Origin of the sequence: Photobacterium sp. GSS17, from assembly GCF_028621875.1 — a bacterium.
Classification (GTDB): Bacteria; Pseudomonadota; Gammaproteobacteria; order Enterobacterales; family Vibrionaceae; genus Photobacterium; species Photobacterium ganghwense.
Window position 1 is genome coordinate 1,610,717 of the sequence record NZ_CP117517.1, and the last position, 18,146, is coordinate 1,628,862.

Annotated in this window: 15 protein-coding genes; 6 read left to right on the forward strand and 9 right to left on the reverse strand. The window is 50.3% G+C overall.

The features are described from left to right. Positions 1 to 194: 194 nt before the first annotated feature. Positions 195 to 488: a winged helix-turn-helix domain-containing protein gene (locus tag PGW97_RS07180; protein WP_047885522.1), complete on the reverse strand. Its 294-nt coding sequence runs from the start codon at positions 486 to 488 to the stop codon at positions 195 to 197. Between the two features lie 386 nt (positions 489 to 874). Here PGW97_RS07180 and torE point away from each other — a divergent pair, with 386 nt between their 5' ends. From torE to lpxL, 5 genes are all read left to right on the forward strand, one after another. Next, positions 875 to 1,012 carry a trimethylamine N-oxide reductase system protein TorE gene (gene torE, locus PGW97_RS07185; RefSeq protein ID WP_084712569.1) on the forward strand — a complete coding sequence of 46 codons (138 nt, stop codon included), beginning with the start codon at positions 875 to 877 and terminating at the stop codon, positions 1,010 to 1,012. A gap of 144 nt (positions 1,013 to 1,156) precedes the next feature. Further along, a complete protein-coding gene (gene napA / locus PGW97_RS07190; RefSeq protein WP_047885521.1) occupies positions 1,157 to 3,649 on the forward strand; it encodes a nitrate reductase catalytic subunit NapA in 2,493 nt (830 codons plus the stop codon). 49 nt (positions 3,650 to 3,698) lie between these two features. Beyond that, on the forward strand, positions 3,699 to 4,154 hold the full coding sequence (locus PGW97_RS07195; protein ID WP_047885520.1) for a nitrate reductase cytochrome c-type subunit: 456 nt from the start codon (positions 3,699 to 3,701) through the stop codon (positions 4,152 to 4,154). Between the two features lie 11 nt (positions 4,155 to 4,165). Next, positions 4,166 to 4,747, forward strand: a complete 582-nt coding sequence (locus PGW97_RS07200) for a NapC/NirT family cytochrome c (protein WP_273859489.1) — start codon at positions 4,166 to 4,168, stop codon at positions 4,745 to 4,747. A gap of 392 nt (positions 4,748 to 5,139) precedes the next feature. Further along, on the forward strand, positions 5,140 to 6,066 hold the full coding sequence (lpxL, locus tag PGW97_RS07205; protein WP_273859491.1) for an LpxL/LpxP family Kdo(2)-lipid IV(A) lauroyl/palmitoleoyl acyltransferase: 927 nt from the start codon (positions 5,140 to 5,142) through the stop codon (positions 6,064 to 6,066). Positions 6,067 to 6,239: 173 nt separating this feature from the next. On the opposite strand, the gene PGW97_RS07210 is transcribed toward lpxL, so the two are convergent. From PGW97_RS07210 to PGW97_RS07235, 6 genes are all read right to left on the reverse strand, one after another. Continuing rightward, on the reverse strand, positions 6,240 to 7,079 hold the full coding sequence (locus PGW97_RS07210) for a pirin family protein (protein WP_273859492.1): 840 nt from the start codon (positions 7,077 to 7,079) through the stop codon (positions 6,240 to 6,242). 238 nt (positions 7,080 to 7,317) lie between these two features. Next, a complete protein-coding gene (locus PGW97_RS07215; RefSeq protein ID WP_273859493.1) occupies positions 7,318 to 7,959 on the reverse strand; it encodes a DNA-J related domain-containing protein in 642 nt (213 codons plus the stop codon). Positions 7,960 to 8,194: 235 nt separating this feature from the next. Then, on the reverse strand, positions 8,195 to 9,487 hold the full coding sequence (locus PGW97_RS07220; protein WP_273859494.1) for an HAAAP family serine/threonine permease: 1,293 nt from the start codon (positions 9,485 to 9,487) through the stop codon (positions 8,195 to 8,197). 513 nt (positions 9,488 to 10,000) lie between these two features. Next, complete coding sequence (locus PGW97_RS07225; protein ID WP_273859495.1) at positions 10,001 to 11,740, reverse strand: glycoside hydrolase family 19 protein; 1,740 nt, start codon at positions 11,738 to 11,740, stop codon at positions 10,001 to 10,003. Positions 11,741 to 11,964: 224 nt separating this feature from the next. After that, on the reverse strand, positions 11,965 to 12,447 hold the full coding sequence (locus PGW97_RS07230) for a YajQ family cyclic di-GMP-binding protein (protein WP_047885514.1): 483 nt from the start codon (positions 12,445 to 12,447) through the stop codon (positions 11,965 to 11,967). 71 nt (positions 12,448 to 12,518) lie between these two features. Continuing rightward, entirely contained in the window at positions 12,519 to 13,571 is a 1,053-nt protein-coding gene (locus PGW97_RS07235) for a 3-deoxy-7-phosphoheptulonate synthase (protein WP_207103190.1), read from the reverse strand. 412 nt (positions 13,572 to 13,983) lie between these two features. Here PGW97_RS07235 and PGW97_RS07240 point away from each other — a divergent pair, with 412 nt between their 5' ends. Further along, positions 13,984 to 14,847: a putative PEP-binding protein gene (locus PGW97_RS07240; protein ID WP_242551809.1), complete on the forward strand. Its 864-nt coding sequence runs from the start codon at positions 13,984 to 13,986 to the stop codon at positions 14,845 to 14,847. 214 nt (positions 14,848 to 15,061) lie between these two features. Here PGW97_RS07240 and PGW97_RS07245 read toward each other — a convergent pair whose 3' ends face one another. Both PGW97_RS07245 and PGW97_RS07250 read right to left on the reverse strand, forming a co-directional pair. Continuing rightward, entirely contained in the window at positions 15,062 to 16,546 is a 1,485-nt protein-coding gene (locus PGW97_RS07245) for a protein adenylyltransferase SelO (RefSeq protein WP_047885511.1), read from the reverse strand. A gap of 74 nt (positions 16,547 to 16,620) precedes the next feature. After that, positions 16,621 to 17,997, reverse strand: a complete 1,377-nt coding sequence (locus PGW97_RS07250) for a hypothetical protein (protein ID WP_047885510.1) — start codon at positions 17,995 to 17,997, stop codon at positions 16,621 to 16,623. Positions 17,998 to 18,146: the final 149 nt, after the last annotated feature.

Sequence of the window (18,146 nt, forward strand, 5' to 3'; positions counted from 1 at the left end):
AGGCTAATGCAGTGGAATCAAAACATGCTTTGCCCGTCTGACGTGAGCCGGGCAAAGAGCGTGCAGAGTTAAGTTAGCGGAGTGACGTTAATTGCGCGGCTAAGAGTGCAATGAATAGTTCAGCTAAAGGTGCAAGTAAAGGTGCAAGCCAGGACGCAAACACGCGGATTGGCCTCGCTGGTGAATCCGGGATGTTACGGGTAGTCCAGCACCATTTTGATGTCGCTCAGATTGTCATGAATCCAGTGTTTGTTAATGGCACCCCATTCTTCAATCACATACATGCCGCTTCGATTGCGTTCACCTTGCGCCTGCTTAAACGTGCAGACAATATCTAGATCAGCAAGGCTTTTGATGGTGTCCTGCGCTGTACGGCGCGGCATACCGGTGTATTCCAGTAACCCCGGCACCGTGGCGATGCCGTTATCTATCAGGTATGCCACATAAAGGCGGCGGTAAAAGCTGGTTTTGGTCTTGCTAATTGTCATTTCAGACGGTCCTTCTTGAAAAATCCTTATTGCGTCGCCTTTGTTATTGCCCGGCATTTCCCTTCGCATACCTGATGGAATTCTGTTTGGCTGAACAGTTTGTGAACGCGTTTTTCTCAGCCTGAACACTTATCGTCAGGGTGCCTATAAAACAAATGGTTAGCAGGTGTTTAGGCTGTAAATAAGCCTATCACTGAAATGGGTCCGGCAACAGTCCATTCTCATTGCATCGAGGTTCTTTGCCTTGATCGCTTTTCTACCGTGCGTCAGCGCCGATCGGCTACCCCTTTAGTCCTAATTCCTGCCTGACTAAGTTATCAAATTCTCAGAAGCTAACTAGAGTTAAACATAATAAACCGATAGGGAATGGATATTGGGATATCACTATGAGTGACGCAAACCGTCGAGGCTCAGAGCTGAAAGCCTTCCTGTTTATCACCGTTATTTTGTTTCCTGTATTGGCGGTCGCTGTGGTTGGTGGCTACGGCTTCCTAGTGTGGTTTTTACAGGTCATGGCGGGATAAACGCTTAGCGCCAAATGAAAAAACAGCTAAAGAGCCAGTTTACAGAGCCTACTATTAGCTTTGGTCAGCCATTGAGCCTACAGCCGATTGCTGATCAGGCACAGCAGATTGTCAGCATAGATTAAGCAGCAGAGTGAGGACGCAATGAAATGTTCACGGCGTAACTTTATCAAAGCGCAGGCCGCCGCATCGGCTGCTGCCGCTGCTGGTATCTCCATACCGGTTGTGGCCAGTAATGTCGTTACCGATGCCAGCAAAACGCAAATCACCTGGGAAAAGGCACCCTGCCGGTTTTGCGGCGTGGGGTGTTCGGTGAATGTCGGGGTGAAGGACGACAAGGTGGTGGCCACTCATGGCGATATTAAGTCGCCGGTAAACCGCGGCCTGAACTGTGTGAAAGGATACTTCCTCTCCAAAATTATGTACGGGGAGGATCGCCTGACGCAGCCGTTGCTAAGAATGAAAAACGGCAAATTTGATAAAGAGGGTGATTTTACGCCAATCACCTGGGAGCAGGCGTTCGACATCATGGCTGAGAAATGGAAAGCGACCCTCAAAGCCAAAGGCCCGGAGGCCATCGGGATGTTTGGTTCCGGCCAATGGACGATTTATGAAGGCTATGCCGCGTCAAAGTTAATGAAAGGCGGGTTCCGTTCAAACAACATTGAACCCAATGCACGACACTGTATGGCCTCTGCCGTTGTGGGGTTTATCCGCACATTTGGTATCGATGAGCCTATGGGCTGTTATGACGACATCGAAGAAGCAGATGCCTTTGTGCTGTGGGGCTCGAACATGGCAGAAATGCACCCGATCCTGTGGACTCGGGTGACTGACCGGCGTCTGTCGAATCCGCATGTTAAAGTCTCTGTGCTGTCGACGTTTGAACACCGTAGCTTCGAACTGGCCGATATTCCGATTGTCTTCACCCCGCAGACGGATTTGGCCATTCTCAATTTTATTGCCAACTACATCATCACCAACGACAAAGTGAACCATGACTTTGTCGATAAGCATGTCAATTTCCGCCGTGGGGCGACCGATATCGGCTATGGTCTGAGACCGGATAACCCATTGCAGCAAAAAGCCAAAAATCCGGACAGCGGCGAATCGGATCCGATGACCTTTGATGAATTCAAAAATTTTGTGGCGGAGTACACCGTTGAAAAGGTCAGCGAAATGTCGGGTGTACCACAAAACCGGCTGATTGAACTGGCTGAGCTGTACGCCGACCCGGAAACCAAAGTGACCTCGTTCTGGACGATGGGATTTAACCAGCATACCCGCGGTGTCTGGTGTAACAACCTGGTGTACAACATTCACCTTCTGACCGGGAAAATATCGACTCCGGGCAACAGTCCGTTTTCACTGACCGGGCAGCCGTCAGCATGTGGTACTGCGCGTGAAGTCGGGACATTTGCGCATCGACTGCCTGCTGATCTGGTCGTAACCAATCCGGAACACCGTAAAACAGCTGAAAAAATCTGGAAACTGCCGGAGGGAACTGTGCCTGAGAAGGTTGGGGCTCATGCGGTGCTGCAAAGCCGGATGCTCAAAGACGGTTTGATTAATGTTTACTGGATTCAGGTTAACAACAACCTCCAGGCCGGGGCGAACATCAATGAAGAGACCCTGCCGGGGTATCGCAATCCGGATAACTTTATCGTGGTGTCGGATGCCTACCCGACGGTCACGGCGCAGTCAGCCGATCTGGTATTGCCAACGGCCATGTGGGTCGAAAAAGAGGGGGGGTATGGCAATGCCGAACGCCGTACCCAACTCTGGCACAAGATGGTCGATGCACCGGGAGAGTCCAAGTCAGATCTCTGGCAGTTGATGGAATTCTCCAAACGCTTCAAGACCGATGAGGTGTGGCCGAAAGATCTGTTAGATGCCAACCCTGCGTATAAGGATAAAACGCTGTTTGACGTGCTGTTCGTTAACGGTCAGGTGAATCAGTTTCCGCTGGAAGAGATTGCCGAAGGTCGCAGTAATGACGAATCGACCGAATACGGTTTCTATGTCCAGAAGGGGCTGTTTGAAGAATACGCCCAGTTCGGACGCGGTCACGGTCATGATTTGGCGCCGTTTGAGCGATACCACGAAGAACGCGGGCTGCGCTGGCCGGTCGTCGACGGTAAAGAAACCTTATGGCGATTCCGAGAAGGCTCCGATCCGTATGTGAAACCCGGAACCGGTTTTGAATTTTACGGAAAACCGGATGGCAGGGCTGTGATTTTTGCGCTGCCTTATGAGCCGCCGGCGGAAAGCCCTGATAAAGAGTATGACTTGTGGCTCTCGACCGGACGGGTGCTGGAGCACTGGCATTCCGGTTCAATGACCCGACGTGTACCGGAATTGTACATGGCTTATCCGAATGCACAGGTCTTCATGCATCCGGAAGATGCCCGTACCAGAGGTCTGCGACGGGGTGATGCGGTGAAAGTGATATCGCGGCGAGGTGAGATCATTACTCGGGTTGAAACCCGGGGACGGAATAAACCGCCGAAAGGTCTGGTGTACGTGCCGTGGTTTGATGCCAGTCAGCTCATCAACAAGGTGACACTGGATGCAACGGATCCGTTATCCAAACAGACCGATTTCAAAAAATGCGCCGTTAAGGTCGTGAAGGCCTGATACCGAGAAGAGCATACCCAACAGCCAAGCATTGGCTCAGGAGCCTGCTATGAACCGCATCATAATGCTGATGATATTGCTGTTTACTACCGGAGTGATTGCCGCCACCACTGTGATCAAGGGCGATGAGCTGGCGACGCTGCGTAAGTTTGCTCTGGTGGGCGAACCAGAGCCGCCGGCAATGAACAATACACTCAACACCGACCGGATACCGAAACGCAATTATCCGATGCAGCCGCCGGTGATCCCGCACAAGATCGATAACTATCAGGTCGATCTGAATGCCAACAAATGTATGGCCTGTCATGCTCGCAGCCGGGTGGAAGAAACACAGGCCCGCATGATCAGTGTGACGCACTATATGGACCGTGACGGTAACTTTCTGGCAGAGCTTTCGCCCCGGCGCTACTTCTGTCAACAATGCCACGTGGTGCAGACAGATGCTAAGCCTGCCGTCGGGACCACTTTTTCTGATCTCGATACATTGCTAGATCAGCAAGAGTAACGGAGGATCCTATGTGGCAATGGATTAAGAAGTGGTGGGGAATCATACGCTCACCGGCGAAATATTTCAGTCTGGGCTTCCTTACTCTTGGCGGATTCATCGCCGGGATCATTTTCTGGGGGGCATTCAATACCGGGATGGAACTGACCAACACCGAACCTTTTTGTGTCAGTTGTCATGAAAACAATGTTTATCAGGAAATACAGGGCACGATCCATTTTACCAACCGAACCGGGGTGAGGGCGATTTGCTCTGACTGTCATGTACCTCACAACTGGACGGATAAAATGGCGCGTAAGATGCAGGCATCCAAAGAAGTGTGGGCTTGGATAACCGGTGCGATTTCGACCAAAGAAAAGTTTGATGCCCGTCGTCTGCACATGGCTGAGCGTGAGTGGATCCGAATGAAGAAAAATGATTCGCTGGAGTGCCGTAACTGCCATGAGTTCAGTTATATGGACTTCACCCGTCAATCATCACGGGCATCCACACAACATTCAAGCTCCCTGGCTGATGGCTCAAAAACCTGTATTGATTGCCACAAAGGGATTGCTCACCGCTTGCCGAATATGAGTGGTGTGGAAGGATTTTAATGGATTTATTATCTTAGACATATGTGATGAGGCTGCAGGATGCAGCCGCCTGATTTAAGCTCGTATTCAGCAAGCGCTTTCTGCAATACGCTCTCTGTAACACGCGATCTGCAAACGACTGTCGTCAGGTTTGCACCGTGACGGCATCCGCCGTGTCATTCTGAGTCATCCCTTTTTCTGCCTCTGTTTCGTTTGATTGTCCGCATTATTGTGAACCGGTGAAGCAGGTTACTGCTAGGGTTGGTTCGGAAAGGCACCTTCCCCTTTATGTGAAGGTGTTAAGCCTTGCATGACCGGGGGCAGCAGCATAAAATTTGCTGTTCAGTTTACGCTTCAGACTCTTACCGATGACTGGGTGCGATAACAATAAAGACAACGGGACAGCGATTCTAATGAGTAAATTTACAGCTCCTACTTTCACCAAGGCGCTTCTTCATCCGCGTTACTGGCTGACACTGGTCATGATTGGTCTGATGTATCTGATCAGCTGGCTTCCTTATTTCATCCAGTTCCGTCTGGGTCAGCTGCTGGGGCGGTTGGGGATTCGTTTGCTGAAAAAACGCCAGAAAACCATCGTTCGAAATCTGGAGCTGTGTTTTCCTGAGATGTCACAGGAAGAGCGCGACGAGATGGTGAAAAAGAACATTGATAATACCGGGCTGGCGTTGTTCGAAACCGGCATGGCCTGGTTCTGGCCGGATATTCGTGTACGCCGCCATGTAACCTATGAAGGTATGGAACATATCCGTCAGCTGGAAGCGGAAGGCAAAGGCGTGCTGCTAGTTGCTTGTCACTCCCTGAACCTTGAACTGGGTGCGCGTGCTTTTGGTATGCAAACGCCGGGGGTTGGGGTGTACCGTCCTAATAAGAACCCGTGCTTTGACTACTTTCAGTTTAAAGGCCGCGTGCGTTCTAACAAATACATGATTGATCGTAAAGACGTAAAAGGGATGCTGCGAGCGCTGCGTACAGCAGAACGTGTGTGGTATGCACCTGACCATGATTACGGTCGCCGCCGTTCAACCTTTGCGCCACTGTTTGCAGTAGAGAAAGCGTGTACCACCACAGGTACCAGCCTGCTGGTGGACGCCTCGAAATGTGCTGTGGTGCCGTTTGCGATGGTCCGCAATACCGATTCTGGTCAGTACACGCTGAAGGTTTTCCCGCCATTGGACGCCTTCCCGCACAATGATCCGGATGCAGCGGCTGCGTATATCAATAAAGCGATTGAGCGTTCTATCATGGAAGCGCCAGAGCAGTATATGTGGTTGCATCGCCGGTTCAAAACGCGCCCTGAAGGTGAGCCGTCGCTTTACTGAGTGCGCTGACAGCATTTCAGGTTATCAATTAAAAACAAACGCTGTGAAAAAAGCTTCCCACTGTGGGAAGCTTTTTTATTTCTAAACAGCCAACTATGGCGATGACCGTGGTGACAAGGCTGTTATGGAAAGCCAATGGTGATTGCTTCGCCGGGTTTTACATTTGCTACGAACTAAACAAACTGACCGTTTTGATAATCGGTGATGGCTTGTTCAATTTCTTCCAGTGAGTTCATGACAAACGGCCCATAGTGGACAACCGGCTCATTCAGCGGCAGTCCGGAGAGTAAAAGCAGACCGGTATCCTGTTTCGCGCTAACTTCGATACCTTCGCCATGATCGAGTACAGCAAGTGTGCCGGCATCAATGCTGACCCCCTTGATTTCAGCCTCCCCGCGATAGACATAGATCAGTGCCTGAAAATCCGGGTTCAGGCAACTGGTCAATACTTCGCCACGGCTGGCGTGCCAGTCTGCGATGGTCGTGGCAACTCCGGTTTTCTGCAGCGGGCCGGTCAGAGTCGTACCGCGAATGGTCAGATCCCCTGCGATCACCCGGATCAGACTGTTGTCATTGAGGGCGTGCTCCGTGAGCATTTCAGGCTGAAAATCTGCGTAGTCAGCCGGTTGCATTTTTTTGGCGGCGGGCAGGTTTATCCAGATCTGGAAACCGTGCAACTGGCCCGCTGTCATGATTGGCATCTCGCTGTGAATCACGCCACGTCCGGCAGACATCCATTGCGCGCCGCCGTCACGTAACTCGCCGACATTACCCATATGATCTTTGTGCTGAAAATGACCATTTAGCATGTAAGTCAGGGTTTCAATGCCACGGTGGGGGTGCGGAGGAAAGCCGCCGATGTAGTCGTCAGCACTGGTTGATTTTAGCTCGTCGATCATCAGGAAAGGAGAAAACACCGGGTTATCAAATCCTGCTACACGTTGAATTTTAACGCCGTCACCATCTGCTGATGGGTGAGAACGAATGAGCTGTTTGACGTGTCGAATTGCCATGGTGGCCTCCTGAATGCGAATTTGCTCTGATACGGCATGTAACCGTTATGCACACAGTGTAGAAAGCATTAGGGCAGACATACAGAGGGCTGAAACGAACAGCTTGTTTCAAAAATTTGAATGACTTTGTATAACGCGTTTAATCAAAGGCAAGCTTCAGATAACGCAGTATTTATCGTGGGAGGCTACTGGGTTGCTCAGATGATGTTGAGTAGAGGTTTACGCTTAGAGACACACGCTAGGCCGGGATGCTGACACGCAAGCGTTGCCAGACGACGTACAGTGACCTAAATTGCTCTGCGTTACCGTTCGGGCGATCCGGATGCCATTTCAGCGCCAGTTGTCGCCAGCGTTTACGTACGTCGTGTGCTGAAGCGTTGTTGCTAAGGCCGAATGCTTGTAAATCATCTTCCAGGCTTGTGGCTGATGCTGTGGCTAATCCTTGATAGGCAGCATAGCGTGTCCAGAAGTCAGTCAGCAGATGCTGAATTTCTTCTGAGTCCAAGGTGTAGTGCTGCCAGTCAAGGTAATAATCGCGCAGTGAATCACTTGCGTATGGCAGGGTTGCGTTCGCTTGCCCGATTTCTTGCGCGGACTGCAGGCGGATATTCATGGCATCAACCTGCAACCATTGCGCTGGCAGCAACAAGTTCTGCAACTGATACAGCGCATTCATGATCAGAAAATTGGTTTTGAACAGATGCTGATAGTCATCATTGTCGAGTCGGGTAAGCAATTTCCTGGCGCTTAACTCCGCCGCGAGAGTATGGATTTTCCACCCTTCAGACTGATTGCAGAGCAGATTGTATATCGGCCAGACAAACGGGTTTTCATATTGATCTGGTGTGGGTACGGAGGGCTGTGGTTGAGGCTGTAGCATAAACGCTCATGTCCAAAAATCAGTGTAGTAGGCTATCAGAGCCGACCGGGTAAGCTCAAGCCCGGATGTTGATGTAGGGCAAGGGGGATTAAATGTTGGGCTAAGTGGCTGCAGAAAAAGTGTGCTAAGAGTGCCCGGCTAAAGGGCCAATAAAATGTAGAAGAAAAAAGAACAATATGAAGAAGTTGATGATGAAAAAAAACAGTAAAGGCCATCCGAAGATGGCCTCTGATCATTATTGCGCCAGCGAGTAGAAAATCGCTGAGATTGAAATCAGACCGATCACGACGATGAAAATATTGCTCAGCGCACCGGAGTATTTGCGCATAGCCGGAACTTTCTGAATCGCGTACATCGGCATGATGAACAGCAGCATAGCGATGATCGGGCCGCCCAGGCTTTCAATCATACCCAGAATGCTCGGGTTGATAGTGGCAACCGCCCAAGACGAAACCAGCATGAACAAGGCAGTCACCGTGTTCAGGGTTTTATCACCGACCGTTTTACCACGACCACGTGCCATTTTAATCATCAGACCTTTCAGACCTTCGCTTGCACCCAGGTAATGGCCCAGGAACGATTTGGTGATCGCGATAATCGCCACAACCGGTGCCGCGTAAGCAATGATCGGCGTATCAAAATGGTTCGCCAGGTAAGTCAGGATCGAAACATTCTGCGCTTTGGCTTCTGCCAGGTTAGCCGGAGACAGGCTCAGCACACAGCTGAATACGAAGAACATGACTGTCACGACCATCATGATATGGCTGCGGGCCAGAATGCGTGAACATTGCTGCTCTGCCTGTGCGCCGTGTTCTTTCTGGGTTGCGACTGCGAACGATGAGATAACCGGTGAGTGGTTAAAGGAAAATACCATCACAGGCAGAATCAGCCAGACAGCCATCAGAATAGATGACACAGCATTTTCAGCCGGAATCACGTTGTTAAAAATTGCACCGTTCCAGTAAGGAACCAGATACATCGCCAGCATGAGCAGCACCGCAACAAACGGGAACACCAGTACACTCATGGCTTTAACAATCAGCTGCTCGCCCAGTCGGACAATTGCCATCAGGCCGATAATCAGCATGAAGGCCAGCAATGCGCGGGCTGGTGGCTCAATGCCAAGCTGGTATTGCATGAAGCTTTCAACGGTATTCGTCAGGGCGACACTGTACACCAGCAGAATCGGATAAATGGCAAAGAAGTAGAGCAGGGTGATCACTTTACCCATACCGGTACCAAAATGCTCTTCAACCACCTCAGTGATATCGGCACCCGGGTTGGAACTGGACAGCACAAAGCGTGTCATTCCGCGGTGGGCAAAGAATGTCATAGGTAGCGCCAGAACAGCCATCACCAACAGAGGGATCAGACCGCCGACACCGGCATTAATTGGCAGGAACAGAGTACCAGCGCCGACAGCTGTGCCATAAAGGCCAAGTACCCAAAGTGTATCGCTTTTTTTCCAAGTTGGTTTTGTGTTGCTTGTAATTTGAGAATGAACTGTATTTGTTTTCACAGTGCCCATAATGGACATCTCCTTTATAGGTATTATTTATTAGCCTTAAAGGGTTCACACTGTGTACCTTCCCTGCTTTGCCATCATAAAAAGTTATCTGGCAAAGGAATATGAGCAGCCTGAAAAAGATTTTTTCATCTGGAATGATAAAGAAGCGTGCTGGGGAGTTAACAGTTTCAATTTCCTGAAATGTTAGGGGTGACGTCCTGGGTCTGGCGATATTGTTTCCATACAAGTAGAACGCTACTTGGTCATTTTCGCTCTATATTTCTTATTATCTACCTTTAATCAACAACAATTTGAACCCTAAATAGGACACAGAAAGTATATGGGATTAGCTATCTAACACCTATGTATTTTCGACTCTGGCTGCGCTGTTTGCATAAAATTACAGCATATGTAGATCCCCCTGATAATCAGGGTTATAGGCAGTTATGTATAAGGGTAACTAATTGTAAACGCCCACTTTCAAATATTAAAAAGTGGGCGTAATTTGATAAAAGCTATTAATAACTACGGGTGTTATTCAATGGTCACATTGTAGTATTTCTGAACACACTTCGCGTAGTCACCCTCTTTCAGTGTGGTATGTGCAGTTTGGTAACCGGATTCAATCCGGCAGGCGAAACTGGCACCGCCCGGATTATTCGGGTAGTAACCCCAGTCATTTTCCCAGTATAGGCCGAAGCTGTTATCTGAGGTTTTCTTAAACGGTTTCATACCGGCACAACCCAGTTGTTCGTCAGCAGGAACAGGTACACCCAGCGCCGCAGCATGGCCACGGTAGTACTTGATACGGTTGACCGACTGCGGCTTTTCCGTCTCCAGAGTGCATTCAATCCCGCCGTTGATGATCATGGTCGTGACACCAAAACCGGTTGTGCGTTTCTCGGCAATGTCGGTCGCGCTTGGCTGCCAGGTGCCGTCAATCACATGCAGCATGGAAGGTTTAGGCGGTTGCGGATAGACAAAGAAGAAGACCGCAGAAGCCAGGTTCAGCCAGCTGTTCGCCACCCGATCCGGATCTTGCAGCAGCACATTCACATCATTGAAGATGAAATCAGAGAATGGACCGTAATTATAGTGGTAAGAAAGTTGCTTGGCACCGCGTCCGTAATATTTCACGTAACTGCCATCTGCATTTTTACCGCATGGCCATTGCTCTGTCTGCCAGTTTGTTGCGGCACATTCACTGTTGTAGCCGCAGGACCCTGCCTCTTCAGAGCAGCCGGATTCGCGAACAAAATATAGCCCCTGACGCCATTCTTCGTTAGGTGAATGCGGATTATGGGCCCCCGTTTCCTGCGTAAAATGAGCAAACATCACGGCCAGCGATTTGGCACAGATGTCATCTGACTGCGCAGCCCTGTGGTCAGTGTAAGTAGCGCAGAACCCTTTAAATTTACCCACAGCTTTGAGGAAGTTGGTATAGGTGTAGACCGGATTACGCTCGGGGAAGGTGTAGTCCCATTGCTGCTCAGAGATTAGCGATTCAACGCGTTTTACGTTATCCGGGTTAGTGGTCGCGCCCGGTTGAATTGCTTCAACCACACTGTTTGGCTGAGTTGCAATGGATGCCAGCACCTGATCAAACTGAGGTGAATTGGTGAGTGCGGCTTCTTTGGCATCCAGATACGCTTTACTCATGATATAGCTGCCGTCTGGGTTTTGCCCGATGATGCCATTTTCAGGAACAGGATCCGGAGTTGGGTCTGGTGTGGGATCTGGATCCGGTGTCGGGTCAGGGTTTGGCCCCGGATCAGGCGTTGTGCTGCCTTCTCCAATGTATTGCCAAACTCCTGTGCTGTTTGCAGCGTCCGGCGCTTCATTCTGCGTCCACCACTTGGCTTCGTATAGCTTGCCGTTATGGCTGACTTTATCACCTCCGACATACACTTTTCCGTTTTCGTACGTAGGGTAGGATGCAGTACCCGGAGCCGGATCAGGAATTGGCTCAGGCGTTGGTTCTGGTGTCGGTTCCGGAACAGGGGGCGGCTCAGGGGTGGGTTCTGGTTGCGGAGTCGTGCCTGAATCAACCAGAGCCCAGACACCACTGCTGCTACCCGGCAGCTCATTGGTGGTCCACCATTTTGCTTTGTAGACCTGCCCCTGATAGAGCACCTGATCACCACTGTGATAGACGGCATCAGCACTGTAATTCGGATAACTGGCGAAGGCACTGCCGGCAAACATGGCTGCGGAAATACTGGCGGCAATAAGCAGGTGTTTGTGCGGCAACGGCTTATGAGAACGTTTTATCATGGTTTTCCTTATGATGTTGATTGTCAAAGACAAAAAACAAGATAGTTTTTATTGCGAATTATCGCTGGTCGAAACCATGAGGTTGCGAGTCATTTCACTCACTTTGAAACGGGTGGGGCAGCGAGAGCTAATATGATTGAGATATTCTGCACAGAAAGAAAAACGGGAAAAGTGACCTTTTCCCGTTTGCGTTCATGCTGTGTTGTTTGCGTTTTTCCGGATAATTAGTCGCGGAAGTTTTCAAACTGGAACGGTTTGTCCATATCAGCCTGACGAATCAGTGCCATAACCGCTTGCAGGTCATCACGCTTTTTGCCGGTAACGCGTACTTTTTCGCCTTGGATAGAAGCCTGAACCTTCAGCTTGGCATCTTTGATCATTTTCACGATCTTCTTTGCTGTCATGGTGTCGATACCTTGCGCAAAGTGGGCTTCACGGTTAAACATTTTACCGGAATGAACAATGTCTTTCAGTTCCATGGATTTAGCTTCAACGCCGCGCTTGGCAAGGTTGTTGCGAAGAATATCCACCATTTGGCTGATCTGGAAGTCAGATTCCGCAGAAACGGTCACGATATCCTTGTTCAGTTTGAAGCTGGCTTCAACGTTACGAAAGTCAAAGCGGGTATCCAGTTCACGGATGGCGTTTTCAACCGCGTTTTTCAGTTCTACAGTGTTTACTTCAGAGACAATGTCAAAAGAAGGCATGTTGATGTCCTAACGTCTTTCACAGTGTGTTTGTAATGTTTTTCAGCATAGCCGCTGTCGATTCAGACGGCTTAAGAATTTTTTACTGCTTCCGCCAGCATGTTTAGCATGGTAACGGTATCGTCCCAGTTGATGCACGGATCCGTGATCGACTGGCCATAAGTCAGGGCGTCCAGATTGCCTGCGTCAACACTCTGGTTCCCCTCGACAATAAAGCTTTCAGCCATAATACCAGCAATATGGCGGCTACCGGCTTTTATTTGTCGGCAAATGTCTGCGGCAACGTCGAGCTGACGTTTATGTTGCTTCTGGCAGTTGCCGTGACTGAAATCCACCACCAAACGTGGTGGTAATTCAAAGGATGCCAGCGTTTCACACGCAGCATCAATGTCTTCCTGATGATAGTTAGGCAATTTGCCGCCACGCAGAATGACATGTCCGTATGGGTTACCGGACGTACGGTAGATAGTCATCTCGCCGGTTTTAGACGGTGAGCAGAAGACGTGTGGCTCACGGGTGGCACGAATGGCATCTACCGCAATTTTAATATTCCCGTCAGTACCGTTTTTGAAACCTACTGGGCAGGACAGGGCCGAGGCCATTTCACGGTGAATCTGAGATTCTGTTGTCCGAGCCCCAATCGCTCCCCATGCAATCAGATCTGCAATGTACTGACCGGTGATCATATCAAGGAATTCCGTTGCGGTTGGCACGCCAAGGCGATTGATATCTACCAGCAATTTGCGTGCGGTATGCAGGCCCTTTGCCAAGTCCAGACTGCCGTCCAGGTTCGGGTCGGAAACCAGACCTTTCCAGCCGACCACAGTACGCGGTTTTTCAAAGTAGGTGCGCATGACGAGGAACAGCTCATTCTGATACTTGTCCTGCAACGCTTTCAGGCGGGTGGCGTAATCAATGGCTGCTTCAGGGTCATGCACCGAGCAAGGACCAACGATAACCAGAAGGCGAGTGTCTTCACCCGTCAGAATTGCTTCAACTTGACGACGCGCTTGGGCGACATGCTCCGCAATAGCATCCGTAATCGGATATGCGGCTTCGACCACAGCAGGTGTAGGCATAGGGCCCAGACTCACGGTACGAAGTTCATCGGTTTTCATTGGCATAGTCGTGCCTATCTCGGTATTGCAAAAATTAATAACGCGTAAAGATAGCTTAAAAGCCGGTAGGAATAAACCAAACTTGTGATATAGCTTAGTTTTTTATTCTCTGCGTCTTTCCTTTTATTCAAAAATAGTCAACCCGGATCAATGCGTGGTGAGTTTTTAGACATTCAGTGAAGCAATCCGCCGATCAATATGCTGTCAACTAATAGTCTTGCAGGAATAATATCTGCCTGTTCAAAAGGAAAGACGGGATGCCCAGTAACACCTTGCGTTATCCATATGTTGTCAGTAAGTTGAATACCAGTCGCGCATGTTCGGGATAGCTGTCCGGAGCCTGCCATTCTATCAATGTGCATATTCGCTAGCAGTAAGGTGCCTTATGACAAGTTGTGCTCAGTCTGGACTTCAATTCATGACGGTGATGACGTCGTCAGAACAACTGGCAAACCAGGATGTTGCCATCGGACAGGTGTCGATAGGTTTGGTGTCAATGGATGACTTAATCAGTGAACTGAACATTCACCCTTATGCTGCCGCGTATGTGGCTGAGCTTGCTCAGGACAGCCAGCAGTCGTTGCTGAAGCGCTGTCAGGGAAATCCGGCTGAATTTTTTGTTTCGACCCTTTCAGAGCACCTGGTGCAGGCGGCGAAGTTGGCCGGAGAGCAGCCGCTGCGTGTTCGTCTCAGTGGCGCGGATTCCAGCCACCGTCAGGCGCTGCCGGGGGCGGAGTTAGAGCCGAAAGAAGCGTATCCGCTGATCGGGCTGCGTGGTGTGTCGCGTTTTGCTGATCACACCTTTCGCAAGGCGTTTGAGTTGGAATGTGAGGCCATCAAACGGGCACGTTTGTCAGCGGGAATGAAAAACATAGAGCTGGTGATCCCGTTTGTACGCACGTTCAGCGAAGCGGCGACAGTGATGGATTTGCTGGCCGAGCAGGGGCTCAGCCGGGGAACCGACGGCCTGAAGGTGCATCTGATGGCCGAGTTGCCGGCAAATGCCCTGACTGCTGAAACCTTCCTGCACTACTTTGATGGTTTGATCATTGATGTTGACCAGCTTGCCCGGTTTGCGCTGGGCGTGGACTTTGATCATCCGGCGCTCGCATATCTGCATGATGATCAGAACGAAGCCGTGTTGCAATTGGTTGCTCAGTCTCTCCGTGCAGCACGCAAAGCCGGTAAACCGGCAGAAGTACTCAGCCACTTTATCAGCAAGGCACCGAACCTGCAGCAGTGGCTGTTGGAACAGGGGATGACTCGGGTGATTGCTTACTAAAGAAGCCGTGAGGGAAGGGATCGGGCGCTGCCTTTCACCTATTCCCCCTTGCCTTTTCCCGCAAGCAAACCAAACAGCTAACCATATAGTTAACCCAAAAATCTAGTTAACAAAAAAATCGCAAAATCACCGATTCAAAAAGCAGCCCGTCCGAGCCTATTAGGTGCTCGGACGGGCTTTGTTTGGCTGTTGACCAGAGTGCCTGAAGACGATGCTACGATGAGCAGCTGATTTCCAGGTGTTTACCCCATTCCGGTGGCAGGTCGGCGAAATACGCGTAATCAGGGTGTTCATGATATGGCGTTTCGAGTACATGCAGCAGCTGATCAATCATTGCGAAGTCGCCGCCTTCTGCTTTTTCAATGGCCTGTTGCGCCAGATAATTCCGCAAAATGTATTTCGGATTGACGGCGCGCATGAGGGTGAGACGCTCTTCGTCCGGCACGACTTCGTGTTGCAGTCTTTCTGCATAGCGCCCCAGCCACTCTTTTAGTGGTGGCTGCTGCTTCACGAAAGCACCGAATTGTTCTGCCGCGTCTGGCAGCGCCGAGCTCTCAATGTCCGATAGGGTGCGGAAAAACAGCGTATAGTCAACGGTTTGCTGGGTCATCAGCTGGAACAAATCGGAAAACAGCGGCGTGTCTTCATCCCGTTTTTCTTTGAGTCCGAGTTTGCTGCGCATGTTCCGGCTGTAGGCTGTCTGCAGTATTGGTTGATAACTGTTCAGAGCATCGTCGATAGCTTCTTTGTCCAGCAGCGGTGACAGGGCGTAGCCAAGTGCAGACAGGTTCCAGAGGGCAATGGATGGCTGCTGATTAAAGGCATAACGACCGGAATAGTCGGAATGGTTACAGATAAAGCCGGGGTTATAGTCATCCAGAAAGCCATACGGACCGTAGTCGAAGGTGAGCCCCAGTACAGACATGTTATCGGTATTCATTACCCCGTGGGCAAAGCCGACGGCCTGCCAGTCTGCGATCATCTCGGCGGTGAGGCGGACAATTTCCCGAAATAGTAGGGAATAGCGCTCAGGGTCACGGCTGTCAGACTGCTGGGCAATTTCGGGGAAATGGTGTGTAACCAGATAATCGGCCAGCAACTGTAATTCTGCGTGCTGGTTGGTATAAAAGAAATATTCGAAATGGCCAAAACGGATGTGGCTTTCCGCGATTCTGATCAGAGTCGCTCCGCGCTCAATACGTTCACGATAAACCGGCGTGTTACTGGATAACACGGCCAGCGCATGAGTGGTTTTTATCCCCAGTCCTTCCATGGCGGCACTGGCCAGGTATTCACGGATGCTGGAGCGCAATACTGCCCGTCCGTCGCCCTGACGTGAGTAGGGTGTCATGCCAGCCCCTTTGAGGTGGACATCCCACTTTTTACCTTCAGACGTCACGATTTCGCCCATCAGCAGGCCGCGGCCATCGCCGAGGTCCGGGTTATATTGGCCGAACTGATGACCGGTGTATTTCATGGCAAAAGGTTCAAACCCGTCATGGTCTTCGTTGCCGGTAAACACGTCGATGAAATAGGGCGTCGCGGCATCCGCCGGATCCAGCTCCAGCCAGCGGCAGACTTTCTGATTCACGCTGACCAGAAATGGGTCATCCAGCGGTTGAGGAGAAACCGGGGTGCCAAAAGACGCTGGCAGTTGACGGTAAGTGTTATTAAAAACCAGTTGCGACAGTGTTTTCATAAAGGGCTCGGATTTAAAATTCTCCCTTTAAGCGTAACAACTTGGTCTCAGGTTACAACGGAAAGAAAGTAGGGCTATTCAAGCCCGGAAGGTTCGGTGCTGCTTTCGGTCTCTATTGGCTCAATATCAACGATTTTTGAGCGGTTCATGACGATTTTCCAGCGCTGGATTCGCACCGTGTTGTCTTCATCCCTTTCACGGGTGATCAGGTTGATCAGGTGGCGCTTATCGACCGATTCCTTGGAAACCTGACCATCGTTAAGCTGGTAGATTTTCTGAGAGCCTTTTTCCATCAGCTTGGTGATACCGCGCAGATCCAGCATCAGCGATTCCAGCGTCTGTTCATAACCACTCAGGAATTTAGTGGGAGACATACGGGTGGTGCTTTTGTAATGCAGGATGGTTTCTTCCCGTTGTGAGACCTTGTGTTTACGAATCTGGCGGATTTCTTCATCCAGATTTTTGAAACTGCAATACTCCATCCATTCCAGCTGACGGCCAATCAATTGATTGGTGTTGACGTCGTAAAACTGTTTGCGCCACTTAGGTTTGCCTTTGCGTACCCAGCGCCAGAGCATGAGTTTGAGGTCGTCCTTGAACACTTCGCGGGCCGCATAAATGAAAGACAACGCCAGAATAAAGGAGGCGGTAATGTCCCCGAGTACGCCTCGGGCTTTGATTAGCATCAGGGTCACGAAAATCATCACAAAACCTGCGGCAAAACCGGTGACAATTTTGCGGGTGTTCTGACCCAGCTCGTCCGTCTTCTCTTTCATGGTGACCGGATATTCGATCAACCGTCGCAGCAGACGCATTTTGTTGGACATCCGGGTTAAATCAGACCGGGCTTTTGACGAATTGTACTCGTGATTCAGTCGGTGTTCGGCCTCGTTTTCGCACACTTCCAGCAGCATGGTTTTGATGTTGCTGTATTCACTGTTACGTGGCAGGTGGGCAACCAGCTCCAGCAGGCGCTGTTCGGTAAACCATGACAGGTAATTGTCGATGTTCTCGTAGTATTTGTGCAGTTTCTTGTCGGACGGCACATTACGGCGCAGACGCTTGAGGATACGGATGGTGAGCTGGGCGACTTCCTCGACTTCTTCCAGCGTTCGCTCTTCCTGCGAATCAAGCAGCGCCTGGGTCGTTTTTTCTAATGCCAGCGCATACTGGAAGGCATAGAGGCTCAGGCTCAGACGGTATTGCTCGGTAGAGAGTTTACCGCGACTGGCCAGCCGACTGTGTACCAAAGGTAAATGGTTCACGTCACTGTAGTAAGTCCGCTTACCCTGAATGGCATTATGGTAAAATTCGTCAGCGGAAATAATATGGCTGTTCAGCCCCAGTTCGCCGGGGACAAAAATGAAGAGGTCAAGCTGCCTGTTGGTGGTTTCCTGAATGACATGAGAGATTTTAATCTTATGTCCGTCTTTCTTTTCAACAGTGATCACGCTTGTATTTATCCTCTTTCGGGCCGCGGGGAAACAGTAGGGGGCTGACAGTATGTATTAAGGCGTCGGAAATGACTTTAATTTTAGATGAATTAATCAGTTATTAGCATGGCTTATTCACCATGATAAGGCTGACAGGTGGAAAAGTA

Excerpts from the sequence above, each read along its gene's own strand:
- PGW97_RS07180 (WP_047885522.1), bottom strand. The coding sequence starts at position 488 with ATGACAATTAGCAAGACCAAAACCAGCTTTTACCGCCGCCTTTATGTG.
- torE (WP_084712569.1), top strand. The coding sequence starts at position 875 with ATGAGTGACGCAAACCGTCGAGGCTCAGAGCTGAAAGCCTTCCTGTTT.
- napA (WP_047885521.1), top strand. The coding sequence starts at position 1,157 with ATGAAATGTTCACGGCGTAACTTTATCAAAGCGCAGGCCGCCGCATCG.
- PGW97_RS07195 (WP_047885520.1), top strand. The coding sequence starts at position 3,699 with ATGAACCGCATCATAATGCTGATGATATTGCTGTTTACTACCGGAGTG.
- PGW97_RS07200 (WP_273859489.1), top strand. The coding sequence starts at position 4,166 with ATGTGGCAATGGATTAAGAAGTGGTGGGGAATCATACGCTCACCGGCG.
- lpxL (WP_273859491.1), top strand. The coding sequence starts at position 5,140 with ATGAGTAAATTTACAGCTCCTACTTTCACCAAGGCGCTTCTTCATCCG.
- PGW97_RS07210 (WP_273859492.1), bottom strand. The coding sequence starts at position 7,079 with ATGGCAATTCGACACGTCAAACAGCTCATTCGTTCTCACCCATCAGCA.
- PGW97_RS07215 (WP_273859493.1), bottom strand. The coding sequence starts at position 7,959 with ATGCTACAGCCTCAACCACAGCCCTCCGTACCCACACCAGATCAATAT.
- PGW97_RS07220 (WP_273859494.1), bottom strand. The coding sequence starts at position 9,487 with ATGGGCACTGTGAAAACAAATACAGTTCATTCTCAAATTACAAGCAAC.
- PGW97_RS07225 (WP_273859495.1), bottom strand. The coding sequence starts at position 11,740 with ATGATAAAACGTTCTCATAAGCCGTTGCCGCACAAACACCTGCTTATT.
- PGW97_RS07230 (WP_047885514.1), bottom strand. The coding sequence starts at position 12,447 with ATGCCTTCTTTTGACATTGTCTCTGAAGTAAACACTGTAGAACTGAAA.
- PGW97_RS07235 (WP_207103190.1), bottom strand. The coding sequence starts at position 13,571 with ATGCCAATGAAAACCGATGAACTTCGTACCGTGAGTCTGGGCCCTATG.
- PGW97_RS07240 (WP_242551809.1), top strand. The coding sequence starts at position 13,984 with ATGACGGTGATGACGTCGTCAGAACAACTGGCAAACCAGGATGTTGCC.
- PGW97_RS07245 (WP_047885511.1), bottom strand. The coding sequence starts at position 16,546 with ATGAAAACACTGTCGCAACTGGTTTTTAATAACACTTACCGTCAACTG.